The sequence below is a fragment of the Listeria farberi genome (assembly GCF_014229295.1).
In the GTDB taxonomy this organism is placed as follows: domain Bacteria; phylum Bacillota; class Bacilli; order Lactobacillales; family Listeriaceae; genus Listeria; species Listeria farberi.
Map to the genome: position 1 here is coordinate 101,193 of NZ_JAARZL010000001.1, position 18,162 is coordinate 119,354.

Below are 18,162 nucleotides of genomic sequence, written 5' to 3' on the forward strand. Positions count from 1 at the left end.
ATGAAAAAGGAGTTGAATAGTGATTTTTGAAGGTACAAGTTTTTTGTTTAAAATAACATATTTTGTGACAGCGATGTTACCCGCTTATATACTATTTAGTTTACAAATCAAAATGCAAACAAATAAAGTAAGTGATACGTTAATATACTTTATTCTAGGTATTTTTTTAGTCCTATCAGTATTATCTTTGGCCTTTTTAAAATGGCTCTTGCTTAAGAGGGGGAAAGAGAAGAATGGTCACAATAAAAGAATATTGATTAATAGAAAAAACCAAATCGCTAAAAAGAATGGCGATGTTGTGGCTTTCTTTATGGGGATTATTTTGCCTTCTGTTTTAGTATTTCAAGATGAACTATTAATAACTTTAATTGTTTTTATTATTTTACAGATATTAATCTTTACGTTAACGATTAGAGGTTCAAGTGTATTTCCAAATATCTTATTAATATTTTTTGGTATGGATATTTATGAGCTTGAAGATGGGAATTATATTTTAACTATAGATAAAAAACTAAGAATTTCCGATAAACCAAATTTGTATACTCGGTTAGGTGATTCGGCTGATTGCAATACATATTTAATTGCTGAGGAGAATGAAAATGATATATGACAATGCATGGGTTGGGATAAATAAGAATAAGAAATTAGATAGAATTCAGTTATTACATTTAAGTCAAAAAGATAGAGATAAAATAGTTGCAGAAATAGAAAATATTTCTGAGCTTGCAGGAAAGAAGGAACTAAAAAAATATTCTACTGATTCATTATTGTTCGAGGATGGATACTATATTGATTTGGAAGAGCTTCCTGTCAATAATTTATTAGAAGATTTTGTAAATCGATTTTTAATGAAAACTACGTTATCTGTATATGACAAAATTATACCAATTAGTGATAATACAAATTGTGATGGGAAATTAGATTTAGATAAAGATAAATTTAAATTTATTCTTTTAGAATCTGATACAGATTGTTTGTTTTTACCCATTCAATCAAGAGGGGTTGTAAAGGGGGGATCAATTTTAAATATCCCTAAATTCTTCACTACAGGAAATAAAAGTGTCCTATATGATATAGGTGCTGGAATTACAGTTCCAACCACAGTTTGCGCTCAATATGATAAAAATAGCGGCTGCTTGTATGTTTTTGATAATGTTGATTTTGAAATGATGTTAGGAACTTTTGAACAGAAAAAAGCACTTGCGAAAGAAAACCTTTTGCATTTTAAAGAACGAAACTTTAAAGTTGCTGCTGAAAAATATTCTGTGAAATTCGATGGATATGATAAAATTGAAGAAGCTATCTTAAACCAAAAACGGCCGACAATTAGACTTTCGAAATATAAAGAATCAGGGACTGAGTTTACGATAGATAGAATTCGTGAAGCTGTTGAAAGATTACCAATAGCAGATCAAGTAACTATATGTAGTGAAAATAGAATTATAGAAGTAAATGAATATAATTACAAAACATTTATTGCTATTATTCATGATTCTATTGTGGAAAGATTAATTAGTAGAGATATCGCATTGATATAAGGAGGATAAACGAAATGAAAAAAACAGTACACGGATGGGAAATAATATCTAATTTAGACGTGCGAGTATACCAAGATGAAGCTGGCGGGGTTGCGATTTTAGTAGATAGGGATAATTTTGGTGATCAAGTGCCAGTGCTATTGAATTTTGATGGGGATGGAGTGGATATAAAAGCTCTTTCGCATTTAGCAAAAAGTGTTCGAGTTTCGCTGGATAAGAAGGTGCGGATTGAATGGCATGATGAGTATTTTGAAGAGAGAACGCAAGCAATGGAGTACATCGAGGTGGAACGGGATTAACCGTTAATTATATACAAAAAAGGAGAGCAACGAGATGAGCAAAAAGTTAGTAAGTATTATTATTTTAGGTATTTGTCTTTTGTTAGTGGGTTGTGGTAAAGAGGTTGTTGATAGTAAATTTACTGGGAAATGGAAGTTGGAATCGGTTAGTGTAGGTGCGAGTGATGGGAAGAATTTAAAAGATACGGGTATGGCAAGTAAGATGAGTGTGGATCTGGACATGGATGCAGATGGTAATGTAACAGAATTGTATATTGATGATGAAGCTGCCATAACGAATTCTTATAAATTAAAACAAAAAGATGGCGATAAATACCAATATGATGGTCCGGTAGTTAGTAAAAAAGTGTATGGTTATGAAACAGAAAGTGAAAAAGAGAACGTGCAAAAAGTTCTTAAAATGCTTGAAGCACAGGATGGTATTGAGATAACGAAAAGTGAGCAAAAAGGAAATGAATACCGTGTGGATACTAAAGAAAAAAGAGATTATGTACTTTCTATGGAGCTTGAAAGTGAGAAATTAGTTTTGAAAAAAGTGGATGACAAAGAGAACAGTTTGATTCAGGAAACATATAAGAAAAATTAAACTATAAGAAATGGAATCCGTTATAACCACCTATTGTTTAAAAATTATAAAATAAACGCCTCCATTAATTTCATTTTAGATGAGATTAGTGGGGGTGTTTATGATAGTAGTCCTTTTTATATTTTATCTGAGATAGTGAATTTAAAAATATGCTTGTTTACAAAATATATCAAACTGATAAGTAAATAGATTCCGCCGAAAATAAGAAGAAAGGTAGAACTATTTAAATTATGACTACTAAAATAGCCAAATAATAATGCTCCTATCGGTAATGTGGCTACACTTAGGCTATAAAGAGCGCTGAAAACTTTACCCAAATGTTCTTTTTGAATTAATACTTGGAAAAAAGGTTTTTGGACAACATGGGTAACTCCTAAAAAAGTACTTGCAATCCCCCAGATAAGAATAATAAGGGAAGAATTTACAAAATAAGAGCTTATTAACATTGTTAGTCCGAACATGAGCGTGCATAAAGTTAGTACTTTTCCGATTTTCATGAATTTTAGTAATAATGTTGCTAGGAGAGTTGAGCCAATCAATGTTCCAATGGCCATAGTTGATGTCAATAGTCCAAGCACAATGGCACTTCCTTGCTCTTTTGCAATTAATACTTGGTAGACATTCAATCCGCCGAACATAAAATTTGCCATGCCTCCGCTGATAGCGATAAATAAAATGGTTTTATTTTGAAATAGTTCAATGAAGCCTTTAAATACATTTTTTAAGAAAGGTTCTGGTTCTTTATTATTTGCCTCTGTGGGTTCTTTTATCTTTGAAAAAGAAAAGATTGCGAACAAAAAGGTAAATATATTGGCAACTAAAAGGGTGATTGTTGAAAAAATATTGATTAAGAATCCTGTTAGAGCATTAAATAAATATTCAGTACCATTATAAGCAACAGACATATATGATTGAGCACTTGCTAGCTGTTCTTTTTTTATGATAAACGGAGTCATTGCGTCTTGTATAGTATATGTATTCATACCAAAAAGGGAAGCTAAAAATGCTAAAATACATAATAACAGAGGACTTTGAAAATCCAACAAAATACTGATAACCATAATTAAAATCGCGAATAATTGCCCGAATTCGCATAAAAGCAAGGATCTTTTTTTGGAATGTGTATCTATCCAGTGACCAAATAAAAAGGAAAAAATGTTAGGTATAAAAATAGCAAAATTAACTATCCCTACCCAAAACGAATTATTAGTGAGTGTTAAAATGTACCAAGATAATACAATGTAATACATGCTATCTCCGGCATTACTGATTAAACGACCTAACCATAAATATCTAAAATTTTTGTTTTTTAACATGTGTTCAGTCCTTTTGTGTTTTATAATATGTTGTACTTCTAATTTAGCGGTTATAATTAGAATTGTCAAAATTTTTATTATAATAATGTTGGAGGAGAGTGGTAGGAGAAGTTGCGGGAGTGGATTTGTTAGCGTGAATTTAAAACTTTTATTTATAAAAGCTGTTCTTTCGAGGATACTCAGGAGGATAGTTCTTTTGTTGAATAACCGCTTTTTATAGTTAAATTCACAATAATCTTACATTCTTAGGTATAATATGTATGAGAAGATGAAAATACATATTATGAAAAGGATGTTTGTGATGAACTTAGTGAGGTTATTAAAATACATGCAAGAAAACTACGGGGAACAAATAACTAATCATCCGATGGCTGGGAATGAAGTAGCGAAAAACTTTAAGAAAGGTGCGAAAACAGTTTTTGAAACCTTCTTGTTAGGAAATGACTATAAAATATCTGCTTCTATTGGTACAGGAGGTTGGGCAAATGTGCCATGGATTGCTGTACATGATAAAGAAGTTAGTACGAGTGTTCAAGAGGGAGTTAATATAGTTTATTTGTTTACAAGTGATTACCAAGGTGTATATTTATCTTTAAATCAAGGATACACATATGTTAAAAACAACTATAGAAATACTAAACTAACCTTGGAAAAAATAGCTTGTTTTTGGCAGGAGAACCTATCAACGTTAAAATCTAACAATGGTTTTACAATAGAACCGATAAACTTAGGTCGTGAGAAATCTCGTTATACTAATCTTGTGAAAGGTTATGAATCTTGTAATATTTATAGTAAGTATTATAATATTTCAGATCTGATAGAAACGGATAATGATTTATTACTGCAAGATTTACTGCAAATGATTACTGTTTTTAAGGAATTAAAAAGCCACTTAACTTTGGAAGGCAAGAGAGGTATAGAGAATACAATCGATTTCATTCTTGATAATGGAACTTTCAATGAGTTAAGTGAAAAAACAAAATCAAAGAAAGTTTTTGAAATAGAAAAAAAGCGCAAATTAGTTTTAGGTAAAGAAGAAACACGTTCAAGAAATTCGTTAGTTAAGGAAGAAAAAGCATCTTACATCACTAAAAGAGATTATGCGAAAGAAGCTATTAGAAATACGGAAAAAGGGTTGCAAGGAGAGTATTTGGTAATTAATTATGAAAGAGAGCGATTAACAAAGAATTCTATTACAAAACCCTATGCAGATAAAATCACTCATGTTGCTGAACGTGGTGATGGGCATGGATATGATATTATTTCTTATGACATAAATCCAGATGTACCAAATGAAGTAATAGAGATTTATATCGAAGTTAAAACAACAACTGGAAATAGAGATGCTCCATTTTATTTATCAGATAATGAATTAAATGTTGCGAGAATAAAAGGTGAGCTTTATAAAATTTATCGGGTATATGATTATAATACAGCGCCAAAACTGAAGATTATTGATAATTTATTCGATGAGACCCTAGAAATAAAACCAATCAATTATATCGTAAAAGGAGTGAACCAAAATGACAAACACACTAAAAACTAGCTACCAAAAAACACCATATAAACTAGGTGGGAATGGTCCGCGCAATATAGGCGTTTTGACAGAAGCACTTCAAAATATAGATGATAACCTAGAAAGCGATATTTACGGAAATGGCGCAGTTATTGAAAACTTTGAAACAAAAATCGCGAAAATTCTCGGGAAACAATCTGCGGTATTTTTTCCAAGTGGTACTATGGCTCAACAAATCGCGTTAAGGATTTGGGCTGACCGGAAAGAGAATCGGCGCGTGGCATATCATCCGCTTTCGCATTTGGAGATTCATGAGCAAGACGGGCTAAAAGAATTGCAACAAATCACGCCCATATTACTTGGAACAGCGAATCGACTTTTGACAATTGACGATATTAAAAGCCTTCGCGAGCCAGTTTCTAGTGTGCTTATCGAACTTCCACAACGAGAAATTGGTGGGCAGCTGCCTGCTTTTGAAGAGCTTGAGGAGATTTCGGAGTATTGCCATGAACAGGGTATTTCGTTGCATCTTGACGGGGCACGGTTATGGGAAATCACGCCGTTTTATCAGAAGTCTGCGGAAGAAATTTGTGCGTTGTTTAATAGTGTGTATGTGTCGTTTTACAAAGGGATTGGCGGGATTGCTGGGGCGATTTTGGCTGGGAATGATGATTTTATGCAAGAGGCGAAAATCTGGAAACGGCGGTATGGCGGGGATTTGATTAGTTTGTATCCGTATATTTTGTCCGCGGATTATTATTTTGAAAAACGGATTGGGAAAATGGCGGAGTATTTTGAAGCGGCGAAAGGATTGGCTGAGCGATTTAATTCGTGTTCGGGTGTGAAGACTGTGCCGGAAGTGCCGGTTTCTAATATGTTTCATGTTTATTTTGAGAAGTCGGCTGATGAGGTTGGGGCGATTTTGACGAAGATTCAGGATGAAACTGGCGTTGGGATTTCGGGGTATTTGCAGGAGAAATCAGCGGATGTTTGTGCGTTTGAGGTTTCGGTTGGGGATGCGTATGCGGGGATACCGTTGGAGATTTTGGATGATTTATTTAAGAAACTTGTAAATTCAGTAAAATAGAATTAAAAGCAATTTTCTAAGCCAGTATTTTAATTACTGGTTTTTTTATACAATTAAAATCGAGTCCGCAGTTAAATTGATTTTTTTAACATCTTTAAAATAAAAAGATATCTACTTAACATATAAATTCGTATTTTAAAAGATAAATGTAACTGAATGTTCACCAAGTTATAAATTTTATTTATTATAATATACATGAGGGGGTTATCTTAAATAAGACTAGAAATATTATAAAAAGGGAATGAGAAAATGGAAATTAGAAAAAGTAAATTTAATTATGTTTATATCATTTGGACGACACTAACAGTTCTTATTGCACTAATGATTGTTAAGAAAATATTAGCAATCCCGCTGTTAGGAGCAATAACAATTATTAGCGCTCTTTTTGTCGGTGTATTTGTTTTGAATTATGGTCTATTTGGAGATTGGAGAAATAGAGTTAGACTTGGACTTAAGAAGCCAGCAACTCTAAATGAGGTTAATGGTTTAAATTCTATAAATGAGGAAGTATTTCAAAAAGTTAGCAGCTTCTATCCGAAAGTAAAAAAAGCTGAAGTATTTGTAATAGCAGAAAATGATATAAATGCTTATGCATTGGGACAAAAGACTATCGGTATTACTAAAGGTGCTCTAGCCTCTCTGAATATCGGTGAGTTAAAAGCTGTTATTGCACATGAATATGGACATCTTGCTAATAAAGATACCTTGAATTTTATTTTACTTAATACTAGCTTTACAATTTTAAGTATTGCATTATTACCAATATATGGTATAAGTTTTTTCATTGGTTTCGTATTTGCTTTCGTAGAAGGAATGCTCAGTGGAAACAGCTCTATTTCTACTAGTTTATTAAGCGTTGTTACAAAAATAGTAGGTTGGAGCTACTTAAAGTATTATGAATTAGGCTTTTATTTTGTAAACTTAGGAAGTCGTGACTTTGAATATAGAGCGGATGAAGTTGCCGCAAAGGCTGGTTATGGTGAGGAACTTTTGAGCTTTTTTTATCTGCTTGAAAAGACGGATGGAGATGTGAGGAAAGGTTTGCTAGCTTTCTTGGCATCAACACATCCATATACCTCATATCGGATACAATATATAGAAAAGTTTATAGGGATTTCAGACTCTGTAAATGAAATTGAGTATCAAAATTATTCAAAATTAATTGACTAATAATATTTATTAAGGAGCCCACCCATGCCAAAACTAATCATCGACGCAGACGATTTCGGTCTATCCAAAGCCATCAACCACGGCATCATCGAAAGCTACAAAACCGGCATCACAACATCCACCTTACTCATGCCGAACCTAGAAACTGCCGAGCACGCAATCGCTCTCGCAAAAGCCCACCCAGACCTATTCATCGGGCAACACACAAACTTCCTGCTCGGAAAACCGTGCGCGGACCCGGTGGAAATCCCATCACTCGTCGACGAAAACGGGGAATTCCATCGTTCCAAATACTACCGGGCTAACCCAGAACTGAAATTCCAATACGAAGATGTGCGCACGGAAACTATCGCTCAAATGGAACGGTTCAAAGCGCTAACTGGTCACTACCCAGAGCATATCGACTGCCACTCAATCGGTGATGAAACAGTTGACCAAGCTTTCTTTGACATTGCGCGTGAGTTTGGGGTTCACACGACTTTAAAATACAGCGGTGATAAAAAATGGCCAGATCAAGAAGGTTATTTACCAATCACTAAACTGCTGGAGTCGGGCGCACTTCCCTACACAAGCGGCGGCGTTTCGGTTGAGAACTTCCTTAATGATGATTTTGGCTTGCTAAAATTAGCGCCAGACGAAATTGCAGAGATGCATTTTGATGTCGGTTTTTTGGATCAATTTGTGCTGGATAATTCTTCTTATACGTCGATGCGGTGCCGGGAGCTTGCGACGATTTGCGACGCGCGGGTGCGGGATTGGCTTAGTGAAAACGGGTTTGAGCTCATTTCGTTTGGGGATTTACAGCGTTAAAACTCTATGCTATGATAAACACAACTTAATAAGAAAAACTAGGGGGGCCGATTCTGGCTGAGATAGGAAGGTAATGCTTTCTGACCCTTTGAACCTGTTTGTTAGTGCAAGCGTAGGGAAGTGAATGTGAAAGTGACCGGAAAATTTATTGCGGCTACTGTTTCTTTGCTTATGCTAAGAGACAGTGGGCGCTTTTTTTATTGTGCAAAAAGGAGGAGTTTAAGTGTTTGTTCACGATTTTCAAGAAGAAGTAGAGGATTTATGGCAGGAAACGTTGCGGCATCCTTTTGTGCGGAGCTTGGCGGATGGGACGCTTGAAAAGAAGGCGTTTTATTATTATCTGCTCCAGGATGATTATTATTTGTCGCATTTTGAGAAGGTGATTGAGAAAAGTGTAGAGCAGGCGGGGACGGCGGAAATTGCTGCGGAAATGAGGGAAGTACAGGTGCGGCTTCAGCAGTCGGAATTGTTGATGCGCGAACAGTTTTATCCGCGGGTTGGGCTAACGGAGCGCGATTTTTCCGTGCGAAAACCAGCGCCAACTGCTTATCATTATACTTCTCACCTGTACCGGATGGCGGATTTTGGCAGTTTTGGGGTGACAATTGCGGCGCTTTTGCCGTGTTATGCGCTTTATGCTGATATGGGGAAAATGTACGAAGGGGCGCGGAGTTCGGAGCCATTTTATCAAGAGTTGTTGGATAGTTATGTGGATGAAAATTATCAAAAAGTGGTGTTGCAGCAGAAGCGGTTGGTGGAACAGGCGGCGAGTATGGCGGATGCGCGGGAACTGGCCCTCATGAAGCAGGCTTTTCACATTAGTGTGGAAATGGAATGGGCGTTTTTTGATATGGCTTATAAAAAACAAAATTGGCGTGGGAGTGTGAATTATGTTTGATTTTATGACGTTGGAAAAGGTGCAAGAAAAAGGGCCGTTGGTACATAATATTACGAATATCGTGGTCGCGAATGACTCGGCGAACGGCTTGCTTGCGATTGGTGCGTCACCGATTATGGCTTCTGCGAAAGAGGAAATGGATGAACTTGCGAAAATGGCGGATGTGCTCGTGATTAATATTGGGACGCTAGACGGGGAGCTTGTTACAGCGATGAAAATTGCTGGGCGTGCGGCGAATGTTGCTGGAAAGCCGGTTGTGCTTGATCCGGTCGGTGTTGGCGCGACTTCATACCGACGTAAAGTGGTACAGGAATTGTTGGCAGAAATTCAGTTCGCGGCGATTCGCGGAAATGCGGGGGAACTTGCGGCGATTGCTGGGGAAGCATGGGAAGCGAAAGGCGTGGATGCGGGCGTTGGCTCGGCGGATGTGCTGACTATTGCTGGAAAAGCAGCAAATGAATGGAGCACGGTTGTTATTATTAGCGGCGAAGTAGATGTGATTTCAGACGGAACGCGCTTTGCAAAAGTGGCTAATGGTAGCGCGCTACTTCCAAGAATTACTGGTTCTGGTTGTTTGCTCAGTGCGGTTTGTGGCAGTTTTATCGCCGTTCAGGAAGATGTTTTTCGAGCTAGTGTCGAAGCGTGCGCGAGTTATGCGGTGGCTTCTGAGTACGCGGAAATCGAGTTAGAAAGAAAACTTCCAGGATCGTTTCGACCACTATTTTTAGATGCTCTTGCTAGTTGGTCGGTCGAAAAAACGCGTGCCAAAGCCAAAATCCAAGAAAGTGGTGAGCACAAATGATTTTCAAACAAGTGTTAACGATAGCTGGTTCAGATTCTGGTGGTGGCGCAGGGATACAAGCGGACATCAAGACATTTCAAGAGCGCAAAACCTTTGGCATGTCCGTCATCACGGCAATCACGGCACAAAACACGCTAGGTGTAAAAGCAGTGCATAAAATCCCGGTAGAAATGATTCGCGAACAGTGCGACGCGATTGCAGAGGATTTCCAAGTGAGCGCCGTGAAAACTGGAATGCTTGCGGATGCAGAAATTATCCGAGAAGTGGCGCGGAATATACGTTTGCACAACTTCCCAAATATCGTCATTGATCCCGTGATGATTGCAAAAGGTGGCACTGCTTTGCTTGAAAATGAGGCGACACAAGTGTTGAAAGACGAGCTTTTGCCACTTGGTACGATTATTACGCCGAATATTCCAGAAGCGGAAGAAATTCTTGGAGAAAAAATCACAACCAAGGCGGAAATCGAACAAGCTGCTAAGAAAATTTTTGATTTAGGTGTAAAAGCGGTTGTTATTAAAGGTGGGCATAGCGAAATGAGTGAGGCGGCTGATTTTTACTATGATGGAGAAACGACAAAATGGCTGACGAGCGAGCGCTTTGATACGCCGCATACGCACGGGACTGGTTGCACTTTTTCGGCATGTATTGCAGCTGAACTTGCGAAAGGGAATTCGCTTTTGGATAGTGTCATAGTTGCGAAAGAATTTATCACAAGTGCGATTAAATATCCGCTTGGAATTGGTCACGGTCATGGTCCAACCAACCATTTTGCTTACCGATTGGAGGATGGGAAATGAGAGCTGAACTAGCTGTATATTTTATCGCTGGAACGCAAGACATTGTCCGTGGAACATTGCCAAGCGTGCTAGAAGAAGCGCTAAAAGGCGGAATTACGTGTTTCCAATATCGCGAAAAAGGAGCAGGCGCACTCCAAACTGTCTCCGGAAGAAAAGAAATGGCGCTAGAATGCCAACAATTATGCGCAAAATATCAAGTGCCCTTCATTATTAACGATGATGTCGCCCTAGCCCTCGAAATCGGCGCGGACGGCATCCATGTCGGGCAAAATGACGAGGAAATTCGCCAAGTTATCGCGAGTTGTGATGGAAAAATGAAAATCGGACTTTCCGTTCATTCGGTTAGTGAAGCAGCGGAAGCAGAACGACTTGGCTCGGTGGATTATATCGGCGTAGGCCCCATTTTCCCCACGATTTCAAAAGCGGATGCAGAGCCAGTGAGTGGAACGACAATTTTGGAAGAAATTCGCCGGGCTGGAATTAAGCTACCAATTGTCGGGATTGGTGGAATCAATCAAACAAATTCAGCTGAGGTTCTTACAGCAGGTGCGGACGGGGTATCGGTTATTTCTGCGATAACTCGGTCGGAAGATTGTCCCTCCGTTATCAAGCAATTAAAAAACCCAGGTTACCCCTTTTAAGAGGGCAAACCTGGGTTTCTCATTTTTATAAATCTTCACCATTGGTAGCAATAACGTTCTTGTACCAATCAAAACTTTTCTTCTTATAACGATTCAGCGAACCTGTGCCGTCGTTGTTACGATCAACATAGATAAAGCCGTAACGTTTCTTCATTTCAGCAGTGGAGGCACTAACAAGGTCAATACAGCCCCATGAAGTGTAACCCATCAGCTCAACGCCGTCTTTAATCGCTTCTTTCACTTGCGATAAATGAGCGCTTAAATAATTAATTCGATAGTCGTCATTCATGGTATAGTTGCCGTTTTCGTCCTTTTCAAGTTGATCGATAGCACCAAGACCGTTTTCTACGATGAAAAGTGGTTTTTGGTATCTATCCCAGAATTCGTTTAGGACAACGCGTAAGCCTTTAGGATCAATTTGCCAACCCCATTCGGATGCTTCTAGGTAAGGGTTTTGTACGCCGCCTAGGATGTTTCCTGCGCCAGCTTTGCGTTTCGACTCGTCAGCTGTTTCAGTTGTGCTCATGTAATAGCTGAAGGAAATGAAATCTACTGTGTTTTTAAGGATTTCTAGGTCTTCTTCAGTTACGTCTAATTCAATATTATTTTCTCGGAAATAGCGTTTCATGTAGCCAGGATAAGCACCGCGAACGTGGACATCAGAGAAGAAATAGTTTTTGCGCTCAGCTTCCATAACAGCGATAATATCATCTGGGTTGGAAGTAAGCGGATAAGTTGGCATTGCTAGAACCATACAACCGATTTGAGCTTCTGGCATGATTTCGTGACCAATTTTTGTAGCCAGCGCGCTCGCCACAAGTTCGTGATGGACCGCTTGGTATAGGTCTTTTTGTGATAATTTATCTGGGCTTGTAGAAATACCGCCACTCATGAATGGTGCGTGTAAGATTGAGTTGATTTCATTGAAAGTGAGCCAATATTTTACTTTGCCTTTGTAGCGATTAAATACGGTGCGGACATAGTTTTCATAGAAGTCAATCATTTTTCTATTTACCCAGCCGTCGTAAGTTTTCGATAAGTGAAGTGGTGTTTCATAATGAGATAAAGTAATCAGTGGTTCGATATTATGTGCTAGAAGTTCATCGAATAAATCATCGTAAAATTGTAGTCCTGCTTCGTTTGGCTCAGTTTCATCACCATTTGGGAAGATACGGGACCAAGCGATGGAAGTACGGAAAACCTTGAAGCCCATTTCAGCAAAAAGTTTCACGTCATCTTTGTAGCGATGATAGAAGTCGATTCCTTCTAGTTTTAAGTTATCTGGTGTTGGACCGTCAGTAATATGACCGAATCCGCCTTTTGGAGTAACATCTTGAACGGAAAGTCCTTTTCCATCGACGTTGTAAGCGCCTTCGAATTGGTTTGCGGCAGCAGCTCCACCCCATAAAAAGTCGGCTGGAAATCCTGTATTTGTATGCATGTTAAAAACTCCTTTTCTACATTTTAAAGTATCTATAAAAAAAACCAAATACTTTTCTAAATAAATGTAGAGAAACATTGTACTTAGAAAAATATTTGGTTATGCCCGGCTTTCGTCGGTAACATTCCGATTTATAGTTAAAATATAGCAAAAATAACTAGGATAGTCAACGGAAACAAATAGTGGTTTGTAAAAGGTGATAAGAGGGAAAAAGATAGATTGAACACCAAGGTGCGGAAAAATGTACAAAGGGGGAGTTAGTGTGGGTTCAGCTTTTTCAGCTATTTTATCACCAGCAGTGGGTATTTTAATAAGCCCGTTTCCGATTGTAGGGCTTATTTTGATTTTACTGAGCAACAAAGCACGGATTAACAGTATTTTTTATACGGTTGGATGGATTATTGGAAATATAGCTATTTTTTTTATTGGATTATTTTTAATGAGTTCAGCTGTCAGTTCATCGGGAGATCAATCAACAATAGTCAAAGTGGTACTTATTGTGTTAGGAGCTTTACTTATTTTGCTCGGGGCGCATGATTTTACCAAACGTCCGAAAAATGGAGAAAAAGCTGCAACACCAAAATGGTTTGAAAAAATGAGTAATATTAAACCAGGTGGTGCGATGATTTTTGCTTTCTTATTATCTGCGGTGAATCCTAAGAATATGTTACTTTCTCTTACGGCTGGAGTAAGTGTTGGAGCACTGAATTTAAGTGGTGGACAAGAGACGTCAGCAACAATTATTTTTGGAATTATTGCTTGTTGTTCAATTTATATCCCAACTATTGCTTTCTTACTGGCTGGAAGTAGACTTAACAAGACATTAGATAATACGCGTAAATGGCTTATTCAAAACAATTCAGTGATTATGGCTGTACTTTTCTTGTTTATTGGTTTGAGCGTGATTAGTAAGGCGTTTTAGATTATAGAAGAGGTTACTTGTTTCTAGGAATTAGTAGCCTCTTTTTATTTAGGATGCGGTTCTGAATGTGAGGGTTCACACAATATCCATAGACTATGAAAACGTTTTATGCTAGTATAACTTTACTTATTCATTTATTGTTGGGTAAGAATAAAACTACAAAAAGGATGGGTTTCATGTTTGACAAGTTAATGGGAAAAGCTTCAGTTGTTACGGAGTCTTCTTATGGAATTGACCGTTTTTTAGAAGAAGATGAACAAATCATTCAAATTTTCAAGTTTGTAAGAGATGAATTAATTATTACTTCAAAAGGAATTTTTAATGTCGATGCCCAAGGGTTAACAGGAAAAAAAGTAGAGTATAAATTTTTCCCGCGTAAGGCTCTAAAGTATGTTTCTATTGAGACAGCTGGAACTTTAGACCGTGACTTTGACTTGAAAATTGGTGTGGATGGTAACACAGTAGTAACACAAAACACATCTTTTTCAGCTCCAATCACATTAAAAGTGCATAAAAATGATACAGAAATGGGATTCGCACTTTATAAAATGGTTAAAGGAATGTTATAAAATTTAAAATACTAAAAAGAGAAGGCAGCACTACAACTTGCCTTCTCTTTTATTATTTCCATTTTAAGTTAGCTGTAACTGGAAAATGATCAGAAGCAGAGAATCCACCCATTTCATCCGCGATTGTTTCGTAAGTACATACCTGGAATTCGTTAGAGACAAAGATATAGTCAATTTTTTTCAGCTCATTTTCAGGACGGGTAGGATAGAAGTCATGAAAACTGCCGATTGGTCCTTTAGCCGTATTTTGGGAGATTAATTGAGCGTCTTGGTATTTTTTTGTAATGAAGTCATAGGTAGGTGTTGCGGGTTCGGTATTGAAATCTCCAAGTAAAATCACTGGTAAATCTTCTGCAATCAGTGCGGCTTTTTGTAGTAAAAGTTGGCTTGCAAATAACCGGGCTTCTTCAGAGATATGATCCAAATGTGTGTTAAAGATATAGAACTGTTTTCCATCCCTTGTATCTTCTAGTTTCCCCCAAACACAAATTCGTGGGAACATTGCTGTTGAATGGATGGAAGGAATATCAGGCGTTTCGGACAGCCAAAAATGACCTTCTCGCAACAATGTAAAACGATTAGAATTATAAAAAACAGCAGTAAATTCTCCTTTTTCAAAACCATCATCTCGTCCTACACCAAAATAATCCCAATCCTGCATTTCTTTCATGTCGCGCATTTGTAGCAGAAGGGGTTCCTCCACTCCCATGAAATCCCATTGATACTTATCAAGTAATGATTTTGTTAGTGTTTTACGCAATTCCCAGCTTTTTTTTTGCTCAGAAGTATCATCAAAACGAATGTTAAAAGTAGTTACACTGAACATGATTCCACATCCTTCTTTTCTTTGGAATGTTTTACAAAGAGAGTTTAGCATATTTATGAAAACGTTTCACTGATTTGGGTTTTATGTAGTATATATTCTACATTTTTTTCGGAAAAATAAAACCATTGTATTGTTGTAGAAAGGGAGTGTCACTATGTTGCGAAAAAGTCGATGGTTGCTCATATTATTACTATTGATAGTATTAGTGGCATTATCAGCTTGCGAGGACAGTGGTAATGGAGATATTTCGGGTGTGCCGGCTAAAAAGGAAAAACAACATTTCCCTCCAACTGATACGAAAAAAGGATGGATAGAACTTCTTGCAACGGATGGGATTTCACGTCAAGATGACCTACCTTGTGTTTATGAAGAGGTGGAATCTGTAGAAAAATTGGAAGTTCATATGAAAGAATTAAGTACGGTGAGTTTGACCTATATTTATATTGATGGCTACATCGTCCAAATGGAACAAGGTGGCGGCGAACTTTCCTTTCAAATTCAATTAAGTAAAGCAGAATTAAAAAGAGGAATTCACGAATTAACGGCCGTGCAATATCAAGAAAATAATCCTGATACAAAAAAAGTGGAGCTTTTAAAACGTGCTAATTATGAAGTGAAATAAAAAAGACTAATAAACAATTCAGAACCATATTTTTAAAGAGAATGTGAAAAATGACATTCTTTTTTTGTGCTATTAATACTTACAAAAGGAAGATGACGATATTGTAAGTAGCTTTTCGCCTTTAAAAGAATTAAAATACTAGTGTTTAGGGTATATATTTTAAGAACAATTATTACTAAATTGTTTGGAGTAGAGAAATTAAAGCATAGGCATAGATACTGCATTCCGACTTTTTGAAATGGAAGAACTTAATTAGGGGGATATCATATGGGTTCATATGGCGAATTGATTCGGGAAATACGGTTATCTAAAGGTTTGACTCAAAAAGAGGTATACACAGGAATTATATCTAGGTCTTATGCAATCGGATTTGAAAAAGGAAAACACGAGATTACTTTAAGTTTATTTGAAGAAATTTTAAAGCGGGTTATGGTTCCTTTAGATGAGTTTTTCTTTATTTATAGAGACTTTTCTTCGACAGAGGATGACAGTTTTTGGATTGATTTTGTCGCGTTATCAGGTGAAAATGATGTGGTAGGGATGCAGGCGTTGCTCGATAAAATAACTTTAGAGCGAACGGAGCAGACAGAAGTTAGAAAAGCGATACTTCATACGAGAATTCAAACTATTAATCATTATTTGCGTACGAATGTGTTTGATGAATCGAATATTTCTGATGAATATAAAAAAATTATCCATGACTATCTTTGGAAAATGCAGACGTGGACTTTAGAAGAGATTCGTATTTTTGCGAACAGTGTAGCTTTTTTTGAGGAAGAAGTACAAATTCACTTTTATCAGATCATGTTGAAAGCATATGAAAAGTATCGTTTTTATGACAGGGGAAGACTGCTGTTTTGTCATTTGTTTGCTAATATGGTAGATGAACTGCTTATACAGAATAAAATCGATTATGCGAATCTAGTGCTTGAAAAATTAAAAGAAGCATCTGAAACTAATGCTAGTTTTAACAGTGCTTTTTATCGAATCGTAGGGAATTATTATCAAGGGGCTATTTGGATGAAAGAAGGCGAAGTGGAAAAGGGCTATCATCAAGCAAAAAGAGCAATTCAAACTTGGAAAGAACTGCGCTATGAGGCAATAGCAGATTTGTATAGTGTGGTATTAAAACAATTTTTAGAAAAAGAAAATATCAAAATAAGAGATTAATTTGCCTAAGATTTTCTATTTAAAAACACTAAAACAAGCCGTTTTAGTGTTTTTTTGTAGAGAAATATTTATGTACTATATATAGCACTATTTAGAGGAAGAAATTAAAGGGGGGTAAAATAAAGGCAAGAAATGAGCCAAGAGGAGGTCTTTGGGTGGTAAGTTACGGTGAGCTGATTCGGCAAATAAGGCAGTCTAAAAAAATTTCCCAAAAAGAAGTGTACACAGGGGTTATTAGTAAATCTTATGCAATTGAATTTGAAAAGGGAACCCATGCAATATCAAGCATTTTACTAGAGAAAATAGTAACAAAGCTAATGGTAAGTATGGAAGAGTTTTTCTTCATGTATCATCAAGAGGAGTTGCCTGAGAAAGAGGATTTTTGGGAAGCCTACGAGCGGGCGTGTAAAACGGATGAAATTGCTACTTGGAAATCACTTTATCAAAAAATATCGTCGGAAGAAGGAAAAATCAATCAAGTAAAAAGCGCGGCGATAAAACTTGAATTAAACCATATAAAAGGCAAACAAGTTATGGATAAAAAAGTGGTTCGGATTTTGGAGAACTACCTGATTGAAGCCGTTTTTTGGACGTTAGAGGATATATTTTTATTTACGCGGATGATGCCATACTTGTCTTTGAAAAGTCGGGTGCCATTTTATTATAAATTATTAAATACGCTGGAAAGGTATCATCATTTTGAACGAGGAAGAAGGATTTTACAAACAGCGCTTGCTAGTATTATAGATGATTTTATAGAGAGAAATGAAATCGAGCATATGGAGCTGATGATAAGAAGTTTAAAAAAGATTAGCGATGATTGTGAGGGTGCTTATTTTAAAATTCTCTGCATGTATTATCATGGAATTATAGAGCGGGGAGAAGGCGAAAAAATCAAGCAGGCGATAGCTATTTTACGAGTGTTAGGTTATGAGAATAAAGCGTTAAAGTATGAAGCAATGTATCGACAATTTAGTTTAAAAGCAACGATATAAAAATAATTTAAAGAAAGCTAAAAAGAACCAATCTTTTTAGCTTTCTTTTTTTGAGTAGTATATATGCGACATTAGAAAATTTTAAGACTCCGCATAGTATTATATAGACTGAAGACGGCTTAAAGCCACATTGACAGTGAAGGGAGGGGCTTTG

General features: G+C 36.8%; 20 protein-coding genes and 1 riboswitch. Of the genes, 17 read left to right on the forward strand and 3 right to left on the reverse strand.

Annotated elements, in window-relative coordinates:
* Positions 1-19 precede the first annotated feature (19 nt).
* The 4 genes from HCB38_RS00450 to HCB38_RS00465 are packed head-to-tail and all read left to right on the forward strand — an operon-like array spanning position 20 to position 2,423.
* The gene (locus tag HCB38_RS00450; RefSeq protein ID WP_185317863.1) at positions 20-610 is read left to right on the forward strand and encodes a KwaA family protein; all 591 of its coding nucleotides are present in this window, start codon (positions 20-22) and stop codon (positions 608-610) included.
* Positions 600-1,538 carry a hypothetical protein gene (locus HCB38_RS00455; protein WP_185317864.1) on the forward strand — a complete coding sequence of 313 codons (939 nt, stop codon included), beginning with the start codon at positions 600-602 and terminating at the stop codon, positions 1,536-1,538. The genes HCB38_RS00450 and HCB38_RS00455 overlap by 11 nt, the downstream gene beginning before the upstream one ends.
* Positions 1,539-1,552: 14 nt before the next feature.
* Positions 1,553-1,837: a hypothetical protein gene (locus tag HCB38_RS00460; RefSeq protein WP_185317865.1), complete on the forward strand. Its 285-nt coding sequence runs from the start codon at positions 1,553-1,555 to the stop codon at positions 1,835-1,837.
* A 34-nt stretch (positions 1,838-1,871) separates the two neighbouring features.
* Positions 1,872-2,423 (forward strand): hypothetical protein, encoded by a 552-nt coding sequence (locus tag HCB38_RS00465; RefSeq protein ID WP_185317866.1) that lies wholly within the window; start codon positions 1,872-1,874, stop codon positions 2,421-2,423.
* 116 nt (positions 2,424-2,539) lie between these two features.
* Here the strand turns inward: HCB38_RS00465 and HCB38_RS00470 are convergent, their stop codons facing one another.
* Positions 2,540-3,739, reverse strand: coding sequence for an MFS transporter (locus HCB38_RS00470; protein WP_185637190.1), 1,200 nt, complete (start codon positions 3,737-3,739; stop codon positions 2,540-2,542).
* 301 nt (positions 3,740-4,040) lie between these two features.
* On the opposite strand from HCB38_RS00470, the gene HCB38_RS00475 reads away from it, so the two are divergent.
* The 8 genes from HCB38_RS00475 to thiE all read left to right on the forward strand — a co-directional run bounded on the left by HCB38_RS00475 (position 4,041) and on the right by thiE (position 11,463).
* A complete protein-coding gene (locus tag HCB38_RS00475) occupies positions 4,041-5,285 on the forward strand; it encodes an MrcB family domain-containing protein (RefSeq protein ID WP_185637192.1) in 1,245 nt (414 codons plus the stop codon).
* A complete protein-coding gene (locus HCB38_RS00480; protein ID WP_185637194.1) occupies positions 5,263-6,342 on the forward strand; it encodes a threonine aldolase family protein in 1,080 nt (359 codons plus the stop codon). Before HCB38_RS00475 ends, HCB38_RS00480 begins: the two co-directional genes overlap by 23 nt.
* 249 nt (positions 6,343-6,591) lie before the next feature.
* Positions 6,592-7,512, forward strand: coding sequence for a M48 family metalloprotease (locus tag HCB38_RS00485; protein WP_185637196.1), 921 nt, complete (start codon positions 6,592-6,594; stop codon positions 7,510-7,512).
* A 24-nt stretch (positions 7,513-7,536) separates the two neighbouring features.
* Positions 7,537-8,322, forward strand: coding sequence for a ChbG/HpnK family deacetylase (locus HCB38_RS00490; RefSeq protein ID WP_185637200.1), 786 nt, complete (start codon positions 7,537-7,539; stop codon positions 8,320-8,322).
* A gap of 30 nt (positions 8,323-8,352) precedes the next feature.
* Positions 8,353-8,458: riboswitch (TPP riboswitch) on the forward strand.
* A gap of 87 nt (positions 8,459-8,545) precedes the next feature.
* The gene (gene tenA / locus HCB38_RS00495; RefSeq protein ID WP_185637204.1) at positions 8,546-9,220 is read left to right on the forward strand and encodes a thiaminase II; all 675 of its coding nucleotides are present in this window, start codon (positions 8,546-8,548) and stop codon (positions 9,218-9,220) included.
* Positions 9,213-10,022 carry a hydroxyethylthiazole kinase gene (thiM, locus tag HCB38_RS00500; protein WP_185637206.1) on the forward strand — a complete coding sequence of 270 codons (810 nt, stop codon included), beginning with the start codon at positions 9,213-9,215 and terminating at the stop codon, positions 10,020-10,022. Before tenA ends, thiM begins: the two co-directional genes overlap by 8 nt.
* Entirely contained in the window at positions 10,019-10,822 is an 804-nt protein-coding gene (gene thiD, locus HCB38_RS00505; RefSeq protein WP_031644057.1) for a bifunctional hydroxymethylpyrimidine kinase/phosphomethylpyrimidine kinase, read from the forward strand. The genes thiM and thiD overlap by 4 nt, the downstream gene beginning before the upstream one ends.
* Positions 10,819-11,463 (forward strand): thiamine phosphate synthase, encoded by a 645-nt coding sequence (gene thiE / locus HCB38_RS00510; protein WP_185637208.1) that lies wholly within the window; start codon positions 10,819-10,821, stop codon positions 11,461-11,463. The genes thiD and thiE overlap by 4 nt, the downstream gene beginning before the upstream one ends.
* A gap of 25 nt (positions 11,464-11,488) precedes the next feature.
* On the opposite strand, the gene HCB38_RS00515 is transcribed toward thiE, so the two are convergent.
* Positions 11,489-12,904 (reverse strand): glycoside hydrolase family 1 protein, encoded by a 1,416-nt coding sequence (locus HCB38_RS00515; RefSeq protein WP_185637210.1) that lies wholly within the window; start codon positions 12,902-12,904, stop codon positions 11,489-11,491.
* Between the two features lie 262 nt (positions 12,905-13,166).
* Here HCB38_RS00515 and HCB38_RS00520 point away from each other — a divergent pair, with 262 nt between their 5' ends.
* Positions 13,167-13,826, forward strand: coding sequence for a GAP family protein (locus tag HCB38_RS00520; RefSeq protein ID WP_185317877.1), 660 nt, complete (start codon positions 13,167-13,169; stop codon positions 13,824-13,826).
* A 176-nt stretch (positions 13,827-14,002) separates the two neighbouring features.
* A complete protein-coding gene (locus HCB38_RS00525) occupies positions 14,003-14,395 on the forward strand; it encodes a PH domain-containing protein (protein ID WP_185305356.1) in 393 nt (130 codons plus the stop codon).
* A 52-nt stretch (positions 14,396-14,447) separates the two neighbouring features.
* Here HCB38_RS00525 and HCB38_RS00530 read toward each other — a convergent pair whose 3' ends face one another.
* The gene (locus HCB38_RS00530) at positions 14,448-15,221 is read right to left on the reverse strand and encodes an endonuclease/exonuclease/phosphatase family protein (RefSeq protein ID WP_185317878.1); all 774 of its coding nucleotides are present in this window, start codon (positions 15,219-15,221) and stop codon (positions 14,448-14,450) included.
* 157 nt (positions 15,222-15,378) lie between these two features.
* Here HCB38_RS00530 and HCB38_RS00535 point away from each other — a divergent pair, with 157 nt between their 5' ends.
* The 3 genes from HCB38_RS00535 (at position 15,379) to HCB38_RS00545 (ending at position 18,008) form a co-directional block, all read left to right on the forward strand.
* A complete protein-coding gene (locus HCB38_RS00535) occupies positions 15,379-15,843 on the forward strand; it encodes a superoxide dismutase (RefSeq protein WP_185318982.1) in 465 nt (154 codons plus the stop codon).
* Between the two features lie 267 nt (positions 15,844-16,110).
* Entirely contained in the window at positions 16,111-17,013 is a 903-nt protein-coding gene (locus tag HCB38_RS00540) for an XRE/MutR family transcriptional regulator (RefSeq protein WP_185317879.1), read from the forward strand.
* 155 nt (positions 17,014-17,168) lie between these two features.
* Complete coding sequence (locus HCB38_RS00545; RefSeq protein ID WP_185317880.1) at positions 17,169-18,008, forward strand: helix-turn-helix domain-containing protein; 840 nt, start codon at positions 17,169-17,171, stop codon at positions 18,006-18,008.
* The last annotated feature ends 154 nt before the right edge of the window (positions 18,009-18,162 follow it).